General features: G+C 59.4%; 22 protein-coding genes. 6 read left to right on the forward strand and 16 right to left on the reverse strand.

Translation table 11 applies throughout. From position 1 onward, the window contains the following. The first annotated feature begins 120 nt into the window (after positions 1-120). Positions 121-477 carry a hypothetical protein gene (locus AC2FNC_RS13840; protein WP_480473671.1) on the forward strand — a complete coding sequence of 119 codons (357 nt, stop codon included), beginning with the start codon at positions 121-123 and terminating at the stop codon, positions 475-477. On the opposite strand, the gene AC2FNC_RS13845 is transcribed toward AC2FNC_RS13840, so the two are convergent. The 5 genes from AC2FNC_RS13845 to AC2FNC_RS13865 form a co-directional block, all read right to left on the reverse strand. Then, positions 471-1,109, reverse strand: coding sequence for an SDR family NAD(P)-dependent oxidoreductase (locus tag AC2FNC_RS13845; RefSeq protein WP_480554452.1), 639 nt, complete (start codon positions 1,107-1,109; stop codon positions 471-473). The genes AC2FNC_RS13840 and AC2FNC_RS13845 overlap by 7 nt on opposite strands. Before the next feature lie 3 nt (positions 1,110-1,112). Continuing rightward, positions 1,113-1,568: a DUF1178 family protein gene (locus tag AC2FNC_RS13850; RefSeq protein ID WP_480473673.1), complete on the reverse strand. Its 456-nt coding sequence runs from the start codon at positions 1,566-1,568 to the stop codon at positions 1,113-1,115. A 72-nt stretch (positions 1,569-1,640) separates the two neighbouring features. After that, the gene (locus AC2FNC_RS13855) at positions 1,641-2,102 is read right to left on the reverse strand and encodes an NUDIX hydrolase (protein ID WP_496715631.1); all 462 of its coding nucleotides are present in this window, start codon (positions 2,100-2,102) and stop codon (positions 1,641-1,643) included. A 140-nt stretch (positions 2,103-2,242) separates the two neighbouring features. Beyond that, positions 2,243-2,986 (reverse strand): EcsC family protein, encoded by a 744-nt coding sequence (locus AC2FNC_RS13860; protein ID WP_480473676.1) that lies wholly within the window; start codon positions 2,984-2,986, stop codon positions 2,243-2,245. 52 nt (positions 2,987-3,038) lie between these two features. Beyond that, the gene (locus AC2FNC_RS13865; RefSeq protein ID WP_480473678.1) at positions 3,039-3,533 is read right to left on the reverse strand and encodes a GNAT family N-acetyltransferase; all 495 of its coding nucleotides are present in this window, start codon (positions 3,531-3,533) and stop codon (positions 3,039-3,041) included. Positions 3,534-3,605: 72 nt separating this feature from the next. Between AC2FNC_RS13865 and AC2FNC_RS13870 the strand changes: the two genes are divergently transcribed. Then, positions 3,606-4,211, forward strand: a complete 606-nt coding sequence (locus AC2FNC_RS13870) for a flavin reductase family protein (protein WP_480473679.1) — start codon at positions 3,606-3,608, stop codon at positions 4,209-4,211. Positions 4,212-4,346: 135 nt separating this feature from the next. Here AC2FNC_RS13870 and AC2FNC_RS13875 read toward each other — a convergent pair whose 3' ends face one another. Beyond that, the gene (locus AC2FNC_RS13875) at positions 4,347-5,981 is read right to left on the reverse strand and encodes a SulP family inorganic anion transporter (protein ID WP_480518881.1); all 1,635 of its coding nucleotides are present in this window, start codon (positions 5,979-5,981) and stop codon (positions 4,347-4,349) included. Between the two features lie 165 nt (positions 5,982-6,146). Here AC2FNC_RS13875 and AC2FNC_RS13880 point away from each other — a divergent pair, with 165 nt between their 5' ends. Then, the gene (locus AC2FNC_RS13880) at positions 6,147-6,707 is read left to right on the forward strand and encodes an invasion associated locus B family protein (RefSeq protein ID WP_496715633.1); all 561 of its coding nucleotides are present in this window, start codon (positions 6,147-6,149) and stop codon (positions 6,705-6,707) included. A gap of 66 nt (positions 6,708-6,773) precedes the next feature. Beyond that, positions 6,774-7,646 (forward strand): S-methyl-5'-thioadenosine phosphorylase, encoded by an 873-nt coding sequence (locus AC2FNC_RS13885; RefSeq protein WP_496715635.1) that lies wholly within the window; start codon positions 6,774-6,776, stop codon positions 7,644-7,646. A 2-nt stretch (positions 7,647-7,648) separates the two neighbouring features. On the opposite strand, the gene AC2FNC_RS13890 is transcribed toward AC2FNC_RS13885, so the two are convergent. Then, positions 7,649-8,497, reverse strand: coding sequence for an alpha/beta hydrolase (locus tag AC2FNC_RS13890; protein ID WP_496715637.1), 849 nt, complete (start codon positions 8,495-8,497; stop codon positions 7,649-7,651). A gap of 251 nt (positions 8,498-8,748) precedes the next feature. On the opposite strand from AC2FNC_RS13890, the gene AC2FNC_RS13895 reads away from it, so the two are divergent. Next, entirely contained in the window at positions 8,749-9,378 is a 630-nt protein-coding gene (locus AC2FNC_RS13895) for a LysE family translocator (protein WP_480495160.1), read from the forward strand. Between the two features lie 8 nt (positions 9,379-9,386). On the opposite strand, the gene AC2FNC_RS13900 is transcribed toward AC2FNC_RS13895, so the two are convergent. Next, positions 9,387-9,560 (reverse strand): hypothetical protein, encoded by a 174-nt coding sequence (locus tag AC2FNC_RS13900; protein WP_209505622.1) that lies wholly within the window; start codon positions 9,558-9,560, stop codon positions 9,387-9,389. Positions 9,561-9,885: 325 nt separating this feature from the next. Here AC2FNC_RS13900 and AC2FNC_RS13905 point away from each other — a divergent pair, with 325 nt between their 5' ends. Then, positions 9,886-10,425 (forward strand): adenine phosphoribosyltransferase, encoded by a 540-nt coding sequence (locus AC2FNC_RS13905; protein WP_480473688.1) that lies wholly within the window; start codon positions 9,886-9,888, stop codon positions 10,423-10,425. 42 nt (positions 10,426-10,467) lie between these two features. Here the strand turns inward: AC2FNC_RS13905 and AC2FNC_RS13910 are convergent, their stop codons facing one another. The 8 genes from AC2FNC_RS13910 to AC2FNC_RS13945 form a co-directional block, all read right to left on the reverse strand. Beyond that, on the reverse strand, positions 10,468-11,883 hold the full coding sequence (locus tag AC2FNC_RS13910; protein ID WP_496715639.1) for an FAD-binding oxidoreductase: 1,416 nt from the start codon (positions 11,881-11,883) through the stop codon (positions 10,468-10,470). Between the two features lie 38 nt (positions 11,884-11,921). Continuing rightward, positions 11,922-12,740: an MBL fold metallo-hydrolase gene (locus tag AC2FNC_RS13915; RefSeq protein ID WP_480554468.1), complete on the reverse strand. Its 819-nt coding sequence runs from the start codon at positions 12,738-12,740 to the stop codon at positions 11,922-11,924. A 102-nt stretch (positions 12,741-12,842) separates the two neighbouring features. Then, positions 12,843-13,427 carry a GNAT family N-acetyltransferase gene (locus AC2FNC_RS13920; protein ID WP_209505614.1) on the reverse strand — a complete coding sequence of 195 codons (585 nt, stop codon included), beginning with the start codon at positions 13,425-13,427 and terminating at the stop codon, positions 12,843-12,845. Beyond that, positions 13,427-14,689, reverse strand: coding sequence for a M16 family metallopeptidase (locus tag AC2FNC_RS13925; protein WP_480473691.1), 1,263 nt, complete (start codon positions 14,687-14,689; stop codon positions 13,427-13,429). Before AC2FNC_RS13925 ends, AC2FNC_RS13920 begins: the two co-directional genes overlap by 1 nt. Beyond that, positions 14,686-16,074: a threonine synthase gene (gene thrC, locus AC2FNC_RS13930; protein ID WP_480604982.1), complete on the reverse strand. Its 1,389-nt coding sequence runs from the start codon at positions 16,072-16,074 to the stop codon at positions 14,686-14,688. Before thrC ends, AC2FNC_RS13925 begins: the two co-directional genes overlap by 4 nt. Further along, the gene (locus AC2FNC_RS13935; protein WP_496715640.1) at positions 16,071-16,748 is read right to left on the reverse strand and encodes an SURF1 family protein; all 678 of its coding nucleotides are present in this window, start codon (positions 16,746-16,748) and stop codon (positions 16,071-16,073) included. Before AC2FNC_RS13935 ends, thrC begins: the two co-directional genes overlap by 4 nt. A 156-nt stretch (positions 16,749-16,904) precedes the next feature. Then, on the reverse strand, positions 16,905-17,720 hold the full coding sequence (locus tag AC2FNC_RS13940) for a cytochrome c oxidase subunit 3 (protein WP_209505605.1): 816 nt from the start codon (positions 17,718-17,720) through the stop codon (positions 16,905-16,907). Between the two features lie 22 nt (positions 17,721-17,742). Further along, the coding region (locus AC2FNC_RS13945) for a cytochrome c oxidase assembly protein (RefSeq protein WP_496715642.1) at positions 17,743-18,283 on the reverse strand (541 nt) is incomplete at its 5' end.

Genomic DNA, 18,283 nt, shown 5'->3' on the forward strand with positions numbered 1-18,283 from the left:
TAAGCGAGGGGCACCCCAAGAGCAAGAGCGCAAACAGGACCCGCCTGTGGCACAGGGCCGCTTTACATTACGCAGGTGCGGTGTCAGCCTGCGAGTAACAACCAAATCAAGAGGTTCCCCATGTTTCGCCTAGCCCTTGCCGTTACTTTGTTGTCGTCGCCTGTACTGGCCCAGGTTGCCAGTGTGGCCGGAACGGACGGAAAGAATGCACTGGGCAAAGTGCCCTGTGCCGCAAATGCCGGTGACCCGATGCAAAGCTGCAATGCGGAATTGCGCCGCCATGACGACGGCACGATAACGCTTGCGGTTGCTCTTGGTGGAGGAGAGGTGCGCCGCATCTATTTCAAGGAAGGCGTGCCAGACTCCAGCAGTTCCACCTCGAAGATGTCGTATGAAACGCGCGGTGATTTGATGGTTATCTATATTGAACCCGGTGAAGTCTATGAAATTCCCAAAGCGGCACTGTCCCGTCAGTAAGCGTGCGCCTGTCCATCATAGGTCTCGAAACAGCCGGTTGAACTGATCGACAGGGCCTCAAAGCGTTCCATCAGGCCCGAGACGGCCTGATCGACATCAATATCGGCGGCCGCGCCGCCCATGTCGGTTTGTACCCAGCCCGGATGATAGATGCCCACGGCGATCCCGTCGGCTTTCAGATCCGTCGCCAGGTTCCGCCCCAGATTCAACGCCGCCGCCTTGGAGGCACGGTAGATATAGCTGCCCCCCGGTGCCCGCGTATGAGACGCCATCTGCGACGAGATGATCGCGACCTTGCCGCCTGCGGCACGCAGATTGGGCAACAAGGCCTGAACGGTCAGGAAAACGCCGGTCACGTTGGTGGCAAAGCTTTGCGCCCACATTTCGGCGGGGTAGCCGTCGATCGTGTGCCCCTTGTCCAGATAGACCCCGGCATTGCAGACCAGCAGATCAACGGGCTGGCCTTTCAGCTGTTCGGCCATTGCCGCCTGTTGGGCAGGGTCCGCCACGTCCAGACGCACCTGCGCGCTGCCATCGCGCGCGGTTCCAGTGACCACGTCACCGCGGGTGTCGTAGCGCGAGGCAAGGGTGCGGCCGATACCGCGATTGGCACCGGTGATCACGACATGCATGGATCAGTTGGTCTTTCTGCTGGGCAGAAACGGCAGCGGTGCCACCGGCACGCCATCTTCGATCAGCGATTTCGCTTCATCCGGTCTGGCTTCACCATAGATCGAACGCTCTGGCGCCTCTCCCAGATGCATCTTGCGCGCTTCGCTTGCAAAATCCTTGCCAACGTAGTCCGAGTTCTTTTCCACATGGCGGCGCAACTCGGCCAGAACCTTCGCGATCTCAGGCGAAGGGGTGGCGACGTTGATCTGTTCATTGGATGCTGGCGCGTTTTCAGGTTTTCCCTGCGCATTCCGGGCCGGACGGACACGCGGTGTCATGATCGCCTTCGCAACCTGCGTACATCCGCAAATCGCGCAGGTCACCATCCTGGCAGAGGCCAGCTTGTCAAAGGCTTCTGCGGATTGAAACCAGCTGTCGAATGTGTGGCCTTCACTGCATTTCAACGCGTATTGAATCATGTTCAGTCCAAAATTGCGATTGGCGAATAGATACCGACCAGACTGACAATATCAAGCCTCTCTGGAACTATCTTAATGTGTATATGTCTTAAAGTCGCGTAACAAATCGGCTAGCTCGGGTGATCCGACCTTTTGAGCTGCCTTTTTAGGCGCAAACCACTTGCGCCTGCGCTCGTGCTGTTCACGGAAATCCTGCGACATAACCTGTACATGCAGCGCAAAAACATCAACCAGTATCAAGGTCGGGGGCTGATTTGGGCTATGCTTGAGGTGCAGAAACTGCCCCAGCCCCGCTGTGCTGCATCGCCCCGTCACGCCCGCTTCTTCCCAAGCTTCCTGCACTGCGGTTTCTGATGGGGTCAGCCCGGGGATGAGCCACCCCTTGGGGATAATCCAGCGCTGGGCCCGGCGCGTCGTGATCAGCAAAACCTCTGGCTGGCCATGCCGGATCCGATAACACAGGGCAGAGGATTGCCGCAAAACAGGGGGTTCCGCAGTCTCAGTCAATACACGCGGCACCGGTCTTGCATTCATTGCGCGAAGCACCTTTTGTTCGGGCAACGGACCCTTTGGCCTTATAGGCGCGCATGACACGCCTATTTAGCGCCCACCCCTTGAAAAACTACCATATGAAGTGGTGTCCGCCAAGTCTGGCGTGACGGAGCATTTGTTGATCACATGCGGGCTGACAGCTGCTTCACCAGCTCGTCATGCGAGATATCGGCGTCAACCGCCAGTCTTCGCAGGCCGAAATGCACACGCGCGATCTGCTGGTAATAGCGCGAATAGACATAGTTCGTTCCACCACCAGCCAATGCGCCGAGCACCGGGACGGACTGTGCCGCTAGTTTTTGCCCCAGAACGATCGAAAAGCGTGGTGCCACGGCAGCAATCAGACGCTGCATGGCCGGACCGGTCAGTGTCAGGCGCACCGAGAAAAAGCCGAAATCCGCTCCGTCATCATGCGACAGCGGACCCGATGCGGACAAAACCCGCACACAATCGAACTTCACGTTCTCGGCGGACGGGTCGAAACCTTCGCGCGCGGCGGCCCCCTGAATGGCACGCAGCAGCATGGCGGTTGTTGCAGGCAGCTCCATCAGGGCTGTTGATACACCGCCCAGCCCACCGGCCGCACCCATGGCCGTGGCAAGCGCGGTATTGACCCAGGGCTGCTGATCAGGGATCGCAAGCCGGGACCCCTGAGCCGCGTGCATCGCAAACCACAACGCCTGCTCGGTAGCCCCTGTCAGGCCGTTCCGAACTGGTTCGGGCAATTGCTCAAGCAGTGACTCGGCTGATCCGCCCAGCTTGTTCAGCAGTTTGACACCGGCCCCTCCGGCAGATCGGTAATAACCCGCCAAACGATCCAGTTCAGCCTCGGCATCCACGTTTTCGACAAGAACCACGTTCTGCATGTGCGTCCTCCTGCCTATCAACATCGGCGTTGAACCGTGTCGATTCAATAGGTCAGCGGGTCCAGCGGGTGACGGCCCCATGAACTCCGGACCAGACCCCGGGCGTCAGTTCCAGCCCCAGCACCCGGTCCGGGTTGGTGGGCGGCGGCATCTCGACACCTTGCAGCCGCGCAAAACCAAATCGCCTGTAATAGGGTTCGTCACCGACCAGCATGACCCGCTGCCATCCGAGTTTGCGCCCGGCTTCAACACCGGCATGGATCAGATACCCGCCCAGACCCTCGCCCTGATGAGTAGGGTGCACGGCAACGGGCCCCAGCAACAATGCATCGTGTTCGCCGACATGGACAGGCCAGAAGCGGATTGCCCCGGCCAGAATGCCCTGACCGTCGCGCGCGACCAGAGACAGACCAGCTACCGGCGGCACATCATCGCGCAACCGGTAGGACGACAACGCCTCACGGCCCGGCGCAAAGCACAGATCGTATAGGGCCTCGACTTCCCACCAATCGTCCGGCTCTTCCGGCCTGATCCCGAATTGCTGCACGTTTGCCCTCTTTTCCTTGCTGGAAATCGCCCTAGCACTTCGTTACGCCTTGGGCAAACGCTTGGAGATATGATGTTCTACCGCCCTGAAGACGGCCACGGCCTGCCGCACAACCCATTCAATGCCATTATCACGCCACGCCCGATCGGCTGGATCTCGACCCGTGATGCGGATGGGATCAACAATCTGGCACCCTATTCCTTTTTCAACGGGGTGGCTTACTCACCACCGCAGGTGATGTTTGCCACAACCGGCACGAAACACGATCAGGTCGGCGGCAAGGACAGTATCGCCAATATCGAGGCGACTGGCGTATTCTGCGTGAATGTAGTGGCCAATGCGCATCAGGATGCCATGAACGCCAGCTCGGCCAGCCTTCCGAAGGAGGTGGACGAGTTTGCCCATGCCGGATTAACACCGGTCGAATGCGAAACCATCCCCTGTGCCCGTGTACAAGGTGCCCCGGCGGCGTTGGAATGCAAGCTCACCCAGATCGTGACCCTGCCCGGCGCGGCCAACCGCGTCGTGTTTGGCGAAGTGACAGGCGTGCATCTGCTCGACGACCACATCCGGGAGGGCAAGTTCGACGTAACCTCGTTCAAACCTCTGGCACGGCTTGGATACCGGGACTATTCGGTCGTGTCCGAGCTGTTCTCGCTCAATCGCCCGGATGATTGAGGTTGTCGGGGGCTCTGCCCCCACCGCCCGTTCCGGGCGGCTCCCCCGGGATATTTTTTGGCCAGATGAAGCAGGGATCCTTCATTCATCTGGCTTCAAATATCCCGGAGCGCGAGGCAGAGCCTCGCAAAAGGATTAGTGGCCGCCCAGAATGCCGGTACGGACCGAATAATCGACGGCAAGTTCATAATCCGGGTCATCATCACTGTCGACCATCAGGTGGCCTGCCTTGTTCAACAGCTTGTGGCAATCCCGGCTCAGGTGGCGCAGCATGACGCGTTTACCCGCGGCCTCGTATTTGGCCGCGATGTTTTCGATGGCTTGCAATGCCGACTGGTCCACCACACGGCTTTCAGCGAAATCGACGATGACGGTTTCCGGGTCATTCGGCACATCGAAAAGTTCGATAAAGCCATCCGATGACCCAAAGAACAGCGGTCCCTGGATTTCATAGACCTTCGCCCCTTTTTCGGTCGCCGAGTCGCGGGTGACCGCGTGGATGCGCTTGGCGTTGTTCCAAGCATAGGCCAGAGCCGAGACAATGACGCCGACAACAACCGCCACCGCGAGGTCTTCCATCACCGTCACGACAGTGACCAGAACGATGACAAAGGCGTCGGTCAGTGGAACCTTGCGCAGGATCTTGAACGAGTTCCACGCAAAGGTGCCGATCACCACCATGAACATCACCCCAACCAGCGCGGCCAGCGGGATCTGTTCGATCAGCGGTGAGGCAAACAAGATGAAGGTCAGCAGAAACAGCGCCGCAGCGATCCCCGCGATGCGGGTCCGGCCACCGGATTTCACGTTGATCATCGACTGACCGATCATCGCGCAGCCACCCATGCCACCGAAAAAGCCGGTCACGATATTCGACGCACCTTGCGCGATACATTCCTGAGAAGCCCCGCCGCGCTTGCCGGTGATCTCGCCCACAAGGTTCAGGGTCAGCAGGGATTCGATCAGGCCAATCGCAGCCAGAATGACGGCGTAGGGCAGGATGATCTCAAGCGTGCCCCAGTTCAGCGGAACCATCGGGATGTGGAAGGCAGGCAGGCCACCTTCGATCGAGGCCAGATCACCGACGCGCGGGACATCCAGCCCCAGACCGATCACCAGCGCAGCGACAACCAGAATACCGGCCAAAGGTGCTGGAATGAGACGCGTGATGCGCGGCACCACCCAGATCACCGCCATTGTCAGTGCTACAAGGCCTAGCATGGTGTATAGCTGCGCACCCGAGAGCCATTCTCCACCACCCATGCCGTGACCGGTGTTTTCCATGGTACCCGGCACCTTGAACTGGCCCATCTGGGCCAGAAAGATCACGATGGCCAAGCCATTCACAAAGCCCAGCATCACCGGGTGCGGCACCAGTCGGATGAAGCGGCCCCAGTGCATCGCCCCGGCGATAACCTGGAGGATCCCCATCAGAACCACCGTCGCGAACAGGTATTCGACCCCATGTTCGGCCACCAAAGCCACCATGACGACCGCCAGCGCGCCCGTCGCTCCCGAGATCATGCCGGGTCGCCCGCCGATCAACGCGGTGATGAGCCCCACAAGGAACGCGGCATAGAGGCCCACCAGCGGATGCACGCCTGCCACAAAAGCAAAGGCCACGGCCTCGGGCACCAGCGCGAGGGCCACGGTCAGGCCGGACAGCAGCTCGATCCGCAGGCGAGAGAAGGTCAGCCCCTCATCCGGCACCCAGCGCAGATCGGGTATGGCGATACGGTTGGCAAAACTTGCCAGCAAGGCTCGGGGCATTGGACAGTCCTATAGGATATTATGTTCGCGCGAAGGGGTCGTTGTAGCGGGCGCGCCGCTGTTAAGCCACCGCAGGAGGTGGGATGCAGCCATGCGCACAGAGCATGCCTTGCCTCTCGGCAACGTGATTTGCGGCGCCCGGATCAAGCACCCAGATGTGAGTTTATGCGTTGGATTGCCCTCATATTTCTTTCGGCCCTGCCCGCCTTTGCACAGGATTTGCAAGGGAATGACACCGCCGGAAACTGGCGTGTCACGCATCATGAGATTTTCGGCATCTGGAATTCGATTTGTGACGAGCGTGAAGAAGCCGGTGCTTTGGTGCAGCGCTGTTACATAAGGCGCGCTGAGGTGTTTTCCTTGCGTCCGAAATTTGCGGCGCAGTTCATGTTCATCACACCTGAGCCAGATGGATTCAAAATCGAGTTTGGAATTGAGCCGGGTACCTTCTTCAACCCTTCTGGATTCCGCATAGAGAAAGATCAGGATGTGATCTGGCGCTCGCGGCGTCCCGGTTGCCTGACAGGGTTAAGCTGTACGTTCGAGGATCATCGCGCCGACGGCCTGCTGGATGCCATGCTGAACGGGGATGCGTATCGTTTTGAGTTTCGTGACAGGCATGGTCAATCGCAAGACCTGACGTGGCCTCTGGATGAGTTTGGAGCCGCCTGGACGGATTTCAACACGCAATCTCAACAGCGTAACCTGCTGGCAAAACAGGAATAGACCTCTTGTCAATTTCGGGTCGAACCCGCACAAATTCAATATCAGTATCTCAGGCGGAGCAGGACAGTGACCCAAACCAGGATTGCCGTTATCGGCGGATCAGGCATCTATGACATCGATGGGCTGGAAAATGCGGACTGGGTCAGTGTCGATACCCCTTGGGGGGCACCTTCGGATCAGATCCTGACCGGGTCGCTGGACGGTGTCGCGATGGCCTTTCTGCCGCGCCATGGGCGCGGGCATGTGCATTCGCCCACCGATGTGCCCTATCGCGCCAATATCGACGCGCTGAAACGGCTTGGTGTGACGGATGTGATATCGGTCTCGGCCTGCGGGTCGTTTCGCGAACACATGGCACCGGGCGATTTTGTCATCGTCGATCAGTTCATCGACCGGACATTTGCGCGCGACAAGAGCTTTTTCGGCACAGGCTGCGTCGCCCATGTCAGTGTTGCGCATCCGACCTGCCCGCGCCTGTCGGACGCCTGTGAGACCGCGGGCAAGGCTGCCGGTATCACGATCCATCGCGGCGGCACCTATCTGGCGATGGAAGGGCCGCAGTTTTCTTCTCTTGCGGAATCGAAGATGTATCGCGAGCAATGGGGCTGCGACGTGATCGGCATGACCAATATGCCCGAAGCCAAGCTCGCTCGCGAAGCCGAGCTTTGTTATGCCTCGATCGCGATGGTTACGGATTATGACAGCTGGCACCCGGAACATGGTGAGGTGGATGTGACCACCATCATTGCGACCCTGACCGGCAATGCCGACAAGGGCCGTGCACTGGTCAAGGGCCTTCCCGCCCTGTTGGGGGCTGACCGCGCGCCCTGCCCGCATGGCTGTGACCGGGCGCTGGAATATGCCATCCTCACCGCACCCGAAAAGCGCGATCCGGCGCTGCTGGCCAAGCTGGACGCGGTGGCCGGGCGAATTCTCTGAAATCAGTTCTGTGGCAGGCGGTCTTGAACGGTCTGCCACAGGCCGTATGACCACAAGTCGTTGTGGGTTCCGCCGGGAATCGAGAAAAACTCGACCCTCTCACCGCCCATCTCGGCAAGGCGCGCGCCGTGATGCGCTGGAACGGTTTGATCATCTGTGCCGTGGAAGATCAACGTCGGCATCTCGATTGTCCCGATGATGTCGCGGGTGGCAAACTGGTCGCGCATCAGTGACGCTACGGGCAACCAAGGATAGCGTTCAGCCGCCACATCCACAGTCGCAGTAAATGGCGCTTCCAGCACCAGCATCTCGGCCTCGGGCCGTTGCGCCGCAACCGCCGCAGCCACTCCTGTACCAAGGCTTTGGCCGTGTAGAACAACTGGCTCTCCGGCCCTACGCAAATGGTCAAACAACTCTAATCCGTCCAAGATCAAACCTGCTTGGGACGGCGCGCCTGTACTTCCCGGAAACCCGCGATAGCTGGGCGCCAGAAGCCCGTAGCCGCTGTTCAGTATCTCTTGAAATCGGGCCGCGCGGTCGCTCAGATTGCCGCTCTGGCCGTGAAAGAACAATACGGTCGGGGCACCTTCGACGGCTGCCGGCGCGGCCCAAACCGTCAGAACCGTACCATCGGACATAGGCAGTGAAAGCACATCGATATCCGCCAAAGAAACCGAGGCTGGATCAGCCAATTCACCATCTGGCTTGTAAAGCAGCGATTGCTGGTTGAAGTACATGTATCCAACGATGATCCCATACACGACGCCCCCGGCCAGCATGAGGCCAAGCAGCAACCGTTTGATGCGATTGATCCGCTTCAACGAATTGGCATCTGTACTTTGGATCTGCACCTTTACCTCCTGCAATGTTGTGCCTTTTAGTCTGGGCAGGTTCAGGACCGTTTCAAGATGAATGAGCAAAGCTTCATCCAAACTTCAAGTCCTTGTCACACTGCCTAAATCTATGAGCTTTGCGATTCAGATGCGAGAAACGCACAGGTGCTCGATCTTGTCGCCTCAAAAACAGCCAAACGATCAAGGCAGATGCTTGACGTTGGCATCATACAAGGGCTTGGTGTGACGACACCTTTACAGGAGACACCATGTCGCTTGAACTCTGGCTGGCTTTTGTCGCCGCCTCCACCGCTTTGCTGCTGATCCCGGGCCCGACCGTGCTGTTGGTGCTGAGCTATGCGCTGTCCAAGGGGCGCAGTGTTGCCGTGGCCTCGGCCACAGGGGTCGCTGTGGGGGATCTTGTGGCGATGACCGCATCTTTGTTGGGACTGGGCGCGCTTGTTCTGGCCTCGGCCACCTTGTTTTCCGTCCTCAAATGGGTCGGTGCGGCCTATCTGGTCTGGCTTGGGATTAAACTGCTGCGCAGCGCACCGTCCGGCGGACTGAACGCGGTCGATACCGACCGCGATGTGACGGCACGCAATGTGTTTGGGCACGCCGCTGCCGTGACCGCGCTGAACCCGAAATCCATCGCCTTTTTCATCGCCTTTGTGCCACAGTTCCTGCGCCCGGCTGAACCTCTGGGACCGCAATTTGCCATCCTGATCGCCACTTTCGTCGGACTGGCCTGGCTGAATGCCCTGGCTTATGCGTTGCTGGCCGACCGGTTGCGGCGGCTGATTGGCCGTGCCAGCGTGATCACCGGGATGACGCGGTTTGGCGGGCTGAGCCTGATCGGGATGGGTGTCGTTACGGCAGTTCTACGCCGTCCGGCCTGATCCCTTTTTCAGTTTTCGGCGTTTTCCTTCATGAACCCGCGGATAAACCGGCGGATTTCGCGGGCCGCAGACGTATCCAGCTCCCTGCACAACTCGACAAACGCGTCGCGTTCATCCTTGTCCAGGCGCAGAACCAGCTGGCTGTTTTTCTTTGTCGATCCCTTGCCGTCTTTCTTTGGCACGCGCGTTGCTCCTAGCAAATGCTTGTTACTTTAGGCGATGCATTGTGTATACATAGCATAGTGATTGTCGTTATCTGGCACTTAACAGCACCGGAACGGAAATGGCAATGAACCTTCGAACCACACGAGCCTTTCTTTTGCGAAATCAACGCAATTGGCGTAAACCGCACTTGTCTTTGCCACCTGTCACACTTCACCGGTATTACGGGCTGCCCAAGGCTGTGGTTTAGCGCCGCTGGTGATCGCGCGAATGAATTGTTCCTTGCATGGCTAACCCTCTTGGGCCAAACACGTTTTGGTATTTGAAGCGGAAAAAGGTTGGTTCATGTCAAGGAACAAGACTGTCAAAGACTACATCCGGACGATTGTCGACTTCCCGCATGAAGGAATCCTGTTTCGCGATGTGACGACGCTGTTTGCCGACCCGCGCGGATTTCGGATGGCCATTGACCAGATGCTGCACCCCTATGCCGGGGAACGCATCGACAAGGTTGTCGGTCTTGAGGCGCGGGGCTTTATCCTTGGGGGTGCGATTGCGCATCAACTGAGCCTGGGTTTCGTGCCGATCCGCAAGAAAGGCAAGCTGCCCGGCACAACGATCAGCCAGGACTACAAGCTGGAATATGGCGAAGCGATCGTCGAGATCCACGATGACGCTATCCAACCGGGCGAAAAAATCCTTGTCGTTGACGACCTGCTGGCCACAGGCGGCACTGCGGCGGCGGGCATCAAACTGATCGAGCGTTTGGGCGGTGAGATCGTCTCATGCGCGTTCATTATCGACCTGCCTGACCTCGGTGGTCGCAAGCTACTGGAAGATATGGGCATGGACGTGCATGTCCTGTGCGAATTCGAAGGGCTTTAACGCGGCAAGCTTCGGATAGTGAAACAGGGGTCAAGGCCAGGTTCACGCCTTCAGAACCGCGCCGGGGTTCATGATGCCATGGGGGTCCAGCGCCGCTTTGATGGCCCGCATCGCATCCAGCTTTACCGGATCGCCATAGCGTTCCAGATCGTCCGTTTTCATGCGGCCCACGCCATGTTCCGCGCTGACCGAACCGTCAAAGGCGTGGACCAGATCATGCACGGCCCGCTTGACCACGGCGCTCTGACCTTCAAATTCCGCGCGGCGCTGCCCCTCCGGGGGAAAGACATTGTAATGCAGATTGCCATCCCCCAGATGGCCAAAGCAATTGATCCGGAACGGCCCGAGACTGGAAATCACCTTTTCCCCTTGGCGCACAAAATCCGGAATTCCTGAGATCGGGATCGAGATATCATGGCTCGACACCGAGCCGATCAGGCGGTTGGCCTCGGGGATACGCTCGCGCACGGCCCACAACTCACCGCGCTGCGCCTCGCTTTGTGCAATCACGCCATCCTGAACCAGCCCAAGTGCTTGCGCCCGGACAAAGATATCCTCCAGCGCGTCGGACGGAGACTGCCCCGGAGCCAGCCCCAACTCGATCAGAACGCTCCACTCTGGCGGTGTCTTAAACGGTTGCCGGACGTCCGGCAGAACCTCGGACAAGAACTCTAACCCTTGCTGGTGGATCAGTTCGAAAGTGCTGACAGCCTCGCCCACGCGATCATGCACCAGAGCCAGCAGGGAAATGGCGGCTTCGGGTGACGCCACCTGAAACATCGCCGTCCCGATCGCGGCAGGCCGGGGAAACAGCTTGAGCGCAGCTGCAGTGATGATCCCAAGCGTGCCCTCTGCCCCGATCAGCAGGTTGCGCAGGTCATAGCCTGTGTTGTCCTTTCGCAACCGGCTGAGACCGTGCCAGATTTGACCGTTGGGCAGAACGGCCTCGAGCCCAAGGCACAGGTCGCGCGCATTGCCATATCGCAAGACGTTGACGCCTCCCGCATTGGTGGACAGGTTGCCCCCGATCCGACAGGATCCCTGCGCCGCCAGCGTCAAGGGAAACAGGCGGTCTTGCGCTTCAGCCGCGGCTTGGACGTCCTGCAAAATGGCGCCGGCCTCGGCAATCAGCACATTTTCAGTGGAATAGACGGACCGGATGGCTGTCATCCGTTCCAGCGAAATCACAAGGGGCGCTGGCCCGTGCGGCATCACCTGCCCCCCGACCAGACCGGTTCCACCACCATAAGGCACCACCGGAACGCGCTCCCCGCACGCCACCTGCACCAGTACCGAGACCTCCTCGGTTGTGCGGGGCAAGGCCAGCAGGCCAGCCTGTCCGGCAAATCGCCCGCGCGGCTCTTCCAGATACCGGTCGGCCACCGGGCGCAACACCTGATCGCCCAGTTTCGAGCGGATCAGCGTGGCAATGCGGTCATCAGCGGGGTTCAAACTCATACGCTTTCAATGCCCAACCGATTCCTCCACGGCAAGCCTTATTCCAGATCAATCAGATAGCGCGGCTCCAGCACGACAACCGTTGGCCGATCCGGCAAGTCACGCAGTGAGACGGTGATCTCGGACACGCCGTCACGTTCAACCGGGAACTCATCTCGGATATCCACGAGGAAGCGATCCAGCGAAAACTCCGAGAACCAGTGCATCGGAACGATCACCGAGCTTTTCAGCCGCTTCAGAACCGAGATCATGTCAGGCAAGGGCATGGTTGTTCCGCCATCAACGGCGGCCATGACCACATCCAACCGACCCAGCGCAGCAAACTGTTCGTCTGAAGGTACATGATGCAAATGTCCCAGATGACCGATGCACAGACCTTCGACCTCGAACACGAAGATCGAGTTGCCGCGTTCCTCTACCCCGCCATAGGCCGAGCGGATATCGGTCGGGACATTGCGTATCAGCATCTCGCCCAGATCCAGATGATGTTCGATTCCTTGCCCGAACTCTCCCCATCCCGGGAGGACATGCGGGATCGCCGGGTCGGGATGCGCCGTCCAATGGGTGTCATGGGCATGGTTCATCGTCACCACATCGGGAATCAGATCGGCACCCCCGATGAACCCGGTAAAATCGGTCACCACATTCAACCCGCCACGGGTCTGGATCATAAAGGCGGCATGCGCGACATAGCTGATGCGCACCGAAAACTCCGGTACCGGGTCCTGCCACGCGGCTTTGTGCAGATATTCGATCCCCGGCGCCGCGTCGGCGATGGCGATACAATGGCTCGGCCGTCGCTCCTGCGCCACGGCCCCGCCCGAAATCACCATCAATGCTGCAACCAACCAGCGCATACCCGAAGTGTAGCGCAGATCGCCACCAAGTCATGCCCCTTGTTCATCTGGCCAAAAATATCCCGGGGGAGGTGCGGCTTGCCGCGGCGGGGGCAGAGCCCCCTAGCCCGCGTCTGTCTTGCCACGCCGGTCGGACCGCAGGCTGGCATAGAGAACATGCGTCCGCCATCGCCCGTTGATCTGTAGATATGACTGCGCCACGCCTTCATATTTGAAGCCTGAGCTTTCCAGCAAACCGCGCGACGCCCGGTTTTCCGGCAGGCACGCGGCTTCGATCCGGCTCAGATCCAGACGGGTAAAGGCGTGATGCACCATCGCGCCGATCGCTTCGCGCATGTATCCCTGACGGGCAAAGGATTCACCGGTCCAGTAACCCAGGGTTCCGGCCTGCGCAGGGCCGCGCCGAATATTGTCCAGCGTGATCGCCCCGACCAACACATTGTCTTCGCGGCGAAACAGGAACAGCGGGATTGCTGTACCACTCGCGACCGAGCGCTGAGCCCAGTAGACCCGATTGGTAAAGGATTTGCGGCTCAGGTGATCCTTGGCCCAGATCGGCTCCCACGGGGTCAGGTAACCTTTTGAGGCGCGCCGCAACGCTGCCCAATCATTGAAATCGGAATGTACAGGCGGGCGCAAGCTGAGCCGCGCGGTCTCGAGTTTCAGCTTGCGTCTGCCCAACAGCATCACGCTGCACGCCTCTCCTGCAAGTCCGCCAATGTCGGTGCGTCTGCGACCGGTCCGTAAAGCGCCAGCGCCGCCGGGGCCTGAACAGCCATGGTTTCGGCAAAGGCGCGCACGTCTTCGGTGCTGACCGCATCGATCTTGGCGACCGTGTCTTCCAGCGAAGGTACCCGTCCCCAGATCTGCACCAGCCGCGCCAGACGCTCAGCCCGATTCGACGGGCTTTCCAGCCCCATCAGCATCCCGGCCTTCATCTGGGCGCGGGCACGGGCGACCTCTTCGGGGCTCATGTCCTCGGCGGCGCGCTTCATCTCATCGATCGTGATCGTCGCCAGCTCGGCCACCTGATTGGCCGAAGTTCCGGCATAGATCGTGGTTGTTCCGGTATCGGCATAGGCACCGGTCTGCGCAAAGATCGTGTAGCACAGCCCACGTGTTTCACGCACTTCCTGAAACAGGCGCGAAGACATGCCACCGCCCAATGCGGTCGAATAGATCTGCGCCGTATAGATCGCATCGTCGCGATAGCCGGGGCTTTCCAGCGCCAGAGCGAAATGCGCCTGTTCCAGCTCTTTTACCTGCCGGGCTTCGCCACCGGTAAAGCGTGCAACCTCGGGGATCAGACCCTTACGGGATTGCAGATGGCCAAACATCTCTTCGGCCAGTTTCATCAGCATATCGTGATCCACAGCACCTGCTGCAGACAGGATCATCTGTTCGGGGCCATAATGTTCCGTCACAAAGCCCGACAGATCCTCACGCGAGAAGGCACTCACCCGCTCCGTTGGGCCCAGGATCGTCCGGCCCAGGGGCTGGTCGTGATAGCTCTGCTCCTGCAGCCAGTCAAAGATCACATCGTCGGGCGTGTCATGGGCCTGACCGATTTCCTGAAGGATCACGCCCCGCTCGACCTCGATCTCGCGCGGATCGAAAACCGGGTTCAGAACGATGTCGCCGATGACATCCATCGCCAGCGCTACGTCGTCCTTCAGAACGCGTGCATAATACGCCGTCACCTCGCGCGAGGTATAGGCGTTGATATAGCCGCCCACATCCTCAATCGCCTCGGCAATCTGCAAGGCCGAACGGCGCTCGGTTCCCTTGAACGCCATATGCTCAAGGAAATGCGCGATGCCGTTCTGCTCGATCCGCTCATGCCGCCCACCGGCGGTTACCCAGATGCCGATGGCCGCTGATTGCAGCCCCGGCATGTGCTCACTGACGATACGAAACCCGTTCTTCAGTTGGTCTTGTCTGACAGTCACTCAGCGATGTGCCTTTTTATATGATCCTCAAGGGCAACCAGATCATTGGCGATGCGGGTCACCCGTTCCGGACGTTCATACAGATCAGACATGCGGGAGGGAAGAGGCGGATGTTCGCCACTCGCCTTCTCGACCGCGGCCGGGAATTTCGCCGGGTGCGCGGTGGCCAGCGTGATCATCGGAACGTCTGCCGCGCGGTGCTCTTCGGCAACCTTGATGCCCACGGCGGTGTGCGGGCAGACCAGTTCGGCACTGTGCGCCAGCGTGGATTTGATCGTGGCCAACGTTTCCTCTTCGGACACACGGCCCGAATCGAAATACTCACGCAGCGCTTCCATCGCACCCTGGCTGATATTGAAACCACCCTTTTTCAGCTCATCCATCAATTGTGCGACGGCCCCGCCATCTTCACCATAGGCATAATAGAGCGCGCGTTCGAAATTCGAGCTGACCTGAATATCCATCGACGGGCTGATCGAAGGGATGGTTTCACCCTTGAAATACCCCTCGCCTGTCAGGCAGCGATGCAGAATGTCGTTCTGGTTGGTCGCCACCACAAGGCGGTCAATCGGCAGCCCCATACGCTTGGCCAGATAGCCTGCGAAGATGTCGCCAAAGTTGCCGGTTGGCACCGTGAAGCTGACCTTGCGATGCGGCGCGCCGAGACTGACGGCGGCCGAGAAGTAATAAACGATCTGCGCCAAGACGCGGGCAAAGTTGATCGAGTTCACACCCGCCAGTTTCACGCCATCGCGGAAGTCGAAATCGTTGAACATGTCTTTCAGCGCAGCCTGACAATCGTCGAAATCGCCATCCACGGCCAGAGCATGTACATTGCTGTCCGCAGGCGTCGTCATTTGTCGACGCTGCACCTCGGACACGCGGCCATGCGGGAACAGGATGAACACATCCACCGCGTCCAGCCCGCGGAACGCCTCGATCGCTGCTGAACCGGTATCCCCACTGGTCGCGCCGACGATGGTCACACGGTCACCACGGCGTTTCAGCGCCACCTGGAACAACTGGCCGATCAGCTGCATGGCAAAGTCCTTGAAGGCCAGTGTGGGGCCGTGGAACAGTTCCAGCAGGAAGTGGTTCTCGTTCAGCTGTTTCAATGGCGCGCGGGCATCGTGGCCGAAGCCTTCGTAAGCACGGGCGATGATCGCCTTGAACTCAGCCTCGGCGAATGAGCCGCTGACATAGGGCCACATCACGCGGAATGCGATTTCTTCATAGGGTAATCCGGCCAGCGCCGCGATCTCGTCCTGCGACATCACCGGGATTTCGGCGGGCAGATACAGGCCACCGTCGCGGGCAAGCCCGGTCAACATCGCCTCTTCAAACGTCAGTTCGGGTGCCTGCCCGCGGGTCGAGATATATTTCATGTCGCGTCACTTTCAGAATTGGCACGGCTGCGCCACAGGAAGTACCCGGTCATCGCGGCCCAGACCAGAGCCAGACCAAACCAGGTGATTGCATATTGCAGGTGATCGTTTGGTAAGCCCGCCGTGTCCACCGGCAGCGGTGTCACATTCGGATCGGTTTGCGAACGGGCGATCAGCAGAACAGGCTCCGCGCCCAGTGCAGCCGCAAGCGTGGGCACATCGCGGGCGAACCAGATATTGGCATCGAGATCAGGTGCGGGCGTGTAATTGTCAACCTCGTCCGGCCAGTGCAGATTGCCGGTGATCTCCATCTGCCCGTTGCGCCGCCCGGTCTGTTTGGCCGTGGTCGGGATGAAACCCCGGTCAATCAGAATGGTCCGGCCCCCGGTGCGAAACGGCTGAATGATGCGGTACCCCGCACCGACCTGTTTGAGCGATACAAGAACATGGATCTCCGCAGGCTCCATCTCGCCCGACGCCGTTACCGGCAGGTATTTGTCTTGATCCACCGAAACCTGCGGCGGCAGGGAAACCGGCGTGGCCGAGATCCGATCTTCGATCTCGGCCAGAACGTCCTGCTTCCACGCCAGGCGCTGCACCTGCCAGATGCCCAGCGACAGAAGCACGCCCAAACCGGCGAGGCCGAAGATCAGCAGGAACAGGATACGGCGCATGTCAGGACCAAACTTCTTTGCAGGAACCGGCGTCTTGTTAAGGGGCGCGCGGGCTGAATTGCAACCACGCAATTGTATGGGGCGCAATCTTACGCCCCGCATAGAGAAAAAGCCGCCCCTTGGGGCGGCTTTTGCAACTGATCAGCCTGACCGGCGTTACATCAGCGGAGCCTGGCCCCAGATGTAGACGGCAAAGAACAGGAACAGCCAGACCACGTCGACGAAGTGCCAGTACCAAGCGGCGGCCTCAAAACCGACGTGTTTTTCGGGGGTGAAGTCACCCTTAAGCGCGCGGATCAGGCAGACGGTCAGGAAGATTGTCCCGATGATCACATGTGCGCCGTGGAAACCCGTTGCCATGAAGAAGTTGGAATAGAACTGGTCGCCGCCGAATTCCCAGCCTTCATGCTTGAGCAGTTCGGCGTATTCATAGCCCTGAAGGAAGGTAAAGGCGATGCCCAGCACGATGCCAATGGCCAGACCATTGATCAGCGCCTTGCGGTCATTGTCATGCACCAGTGCATGGTGCGCCCAGGTGATCGCACAGCCTGACAGCAACAGGACCAGAGTGTTGATCAGCGGCAAGTGGAACGGGTCAACGGCATGAATATCCGGCTGGATGTATTCGGTGCCTGCATAGTCGTACATCGGGTACATGCGATGTTTGAAGAACGACCAGAACCAGGCGAAAAAGAACATCACCTCGGACATGACGAACAGGATGAAGCCGTAACGCAGACCGATGCGGACAACAGGCGTGTGATCGCCCTGACGGCTTTCTGCGACCACATCCGACCACCAGGCGAACATCGTATAAAGCACCGCTGCCAGACCGGCCCAGAACATGAAGGGCGTGATGCCTTGCATCCAGAGAACGGCTCCGAACAGCATGACAAAGCCGCCGACGGCGCCGATCAGAGGCCAGATCGACGGGGCCAGAATGTGATAATCGTGGTTTTTAGCGTGTGCCATCAGCGTCCCTCACCTACAGGCGTTAGTTCGTGTTTGTATCTGCCTGCGCATCGAGGGCGGCATAGCCCTCGGGCAGGTCAATTTCGTAGAATGTATACGACAGCGTGATCGTATGAACATACTTGGCTTCAAGATCCTCGACCATTTCCGGGTCGACGAAGAACGTCACTGGCATCTCAACGCGTTCGCCAGGTTGCAGCACCTGTTCTTCAAAGCAGAAACAGGCAATCTTCTGGAAATACCCACCCGCAGAATAGGGGGCCACGTTGTAAGACGCCTGCCCGGCAATGGGGCGGTCTGTCGGGTTATAGGCCTCGTAAAAGGCGAGGCCGGTTTCGCCGATGCGCACATCCATCTCGCGCACGACCGGCTTGAACTCCCATTCCATATCCTTGGCCTTGGACGCGTCAAAGCGGATGGTAACTGTGCGATCCAGAATGGTATCGGGGGCGGTTTCGGCAACACCAGTGGTGCCGCCAAATCCGGTCACCCGGCAGAACCAGTTGTAAAACGGCACCGATGCCCAGGCGAGACTGCCCATCAGGACAACCACGCCGACGGTC

This window comes from Ruegeria sp. BHSA123 (assembly GCF_059613425.1).

Excerpts from the sequence above, each read along its gene's own strand:
- AC2FNC_RS13840 (WP_480473671.1), top strand. The coding sequence starts at position 121 with ATGTTTCGCCTAGCCCTTGCCGTTACTTTGTTGTCGTCGCCTGTACTG.
- AC2FNC_RS13845 (WP_480554452.1), bottom strand. The coding sequence starts at position 1,109 with ATGCATGTCGTGATCACCGGTGCCAATCGCGGTATCGGCCGCACCCTT.
- AC2FNC_RS13850 (WP_480473673.1), bottom strand. The coding sequence starts at position 1,568 with ATGATTCAATACGCGTTGAAATGCAGTGAAGGCCACACATTCGACAGC.
- AC2FNC_RS13855 (WP_496715631.1), bottom strand. The coding sequence starts at position 2,102 with ATGAATGCAAGACCGGTGCCGCGTGTATTGACTGAGACTGCGGAACCC.
- AC2FNC_RS13860 (WP_480473676.1), bottom strand. The coding sequence starts at position 2,986 with ATGCAGAACGTGGTTCTTGTCGAAAACGTGGATGCCGAGGCTGAACTG.
- AC2FNC_RS13870 (WP_480473679.1), top strand. The coding sequence starts at position 3,606 with ATGTTCTACCGCCCTGAAGACGGCCACGGCCTGCCGCACAACCCATTC.
- AC2FNC_RS13875 (WP_480518881.1), bottom strand. The coding sequence starts at position 5,981 with ATGCCCCGAGCCTTGCTGGCAAGTTTTGCCAACCGTATCGCCATACCC.
- AC2FNC_RS13880 (WP_496715633.1), top strand. The coding sequence starts at position 6,147 with ATGCGTTGGATTGCCCTCATATTTCTTTCGGCCCTGCCCGCCTTTGCA.
- AC2FNC_RS13895 (WP_480495160.1), top strand. The coding sequence starts at position 8,749 with ATGTCGCTTGAACTCTGGCTGGCTTTTGTCGCCGCCTCCACCGCTTTG.
- AC2FNC_RS13905 (WP_480473688.1), top strand. The coding sequence starts at position 9,886 with ATGTCAAGGAACAAGACTGTCAAAGACTACATCCGGACGATTGTCGAC.
- AC2FNC_RS13910 (WP_496715639.1), bottom strand. The coding sequence starts at position 11,883 with ATGAGTTTGAACCCCGCTGATGACCGCATTGCCACGCTGATCCGCTCG.
- AC2FNC_RS13915 (WP_480554468.1), bottom strand. The coding sequence starts at position 12,740 with ATGCGCTGGTTGGTTGCAGCATTGATGGTGATTTCGGGCGGGGCCGTG.
- AC2FNC_RS13920 (WP_209505614.1), bottom strand. The coding sequence starts at position 13,427 with ATGCTGTTGGGCAGACGCAAGCTGAAACTCGAGACCGCGCGGCTCAGC.
- thrC (WP_480604982.1), bottom strand. The coding sequence starts at position 16,074 with ATGAAATATATCTCGACCCGCGGGCAGGCACCCGAACTGACGTTTGAA.
- AC2FNC_RS13935 (WP_496715640.1), bottom strand. The coding sequence starts at position 16,748 with ATGCGCCGTATCCTGTTCCTGCTGATCTTCGGCCTCGCCGGTTTGGGC.
- AC2FNC_RS13940 (WP_209505605.1), bottom strand. The coding sequence starts at position 17,720 with ATGGCACACGCTAAAAACCACGATTATCACATTCTGGCCCCGTCGATC.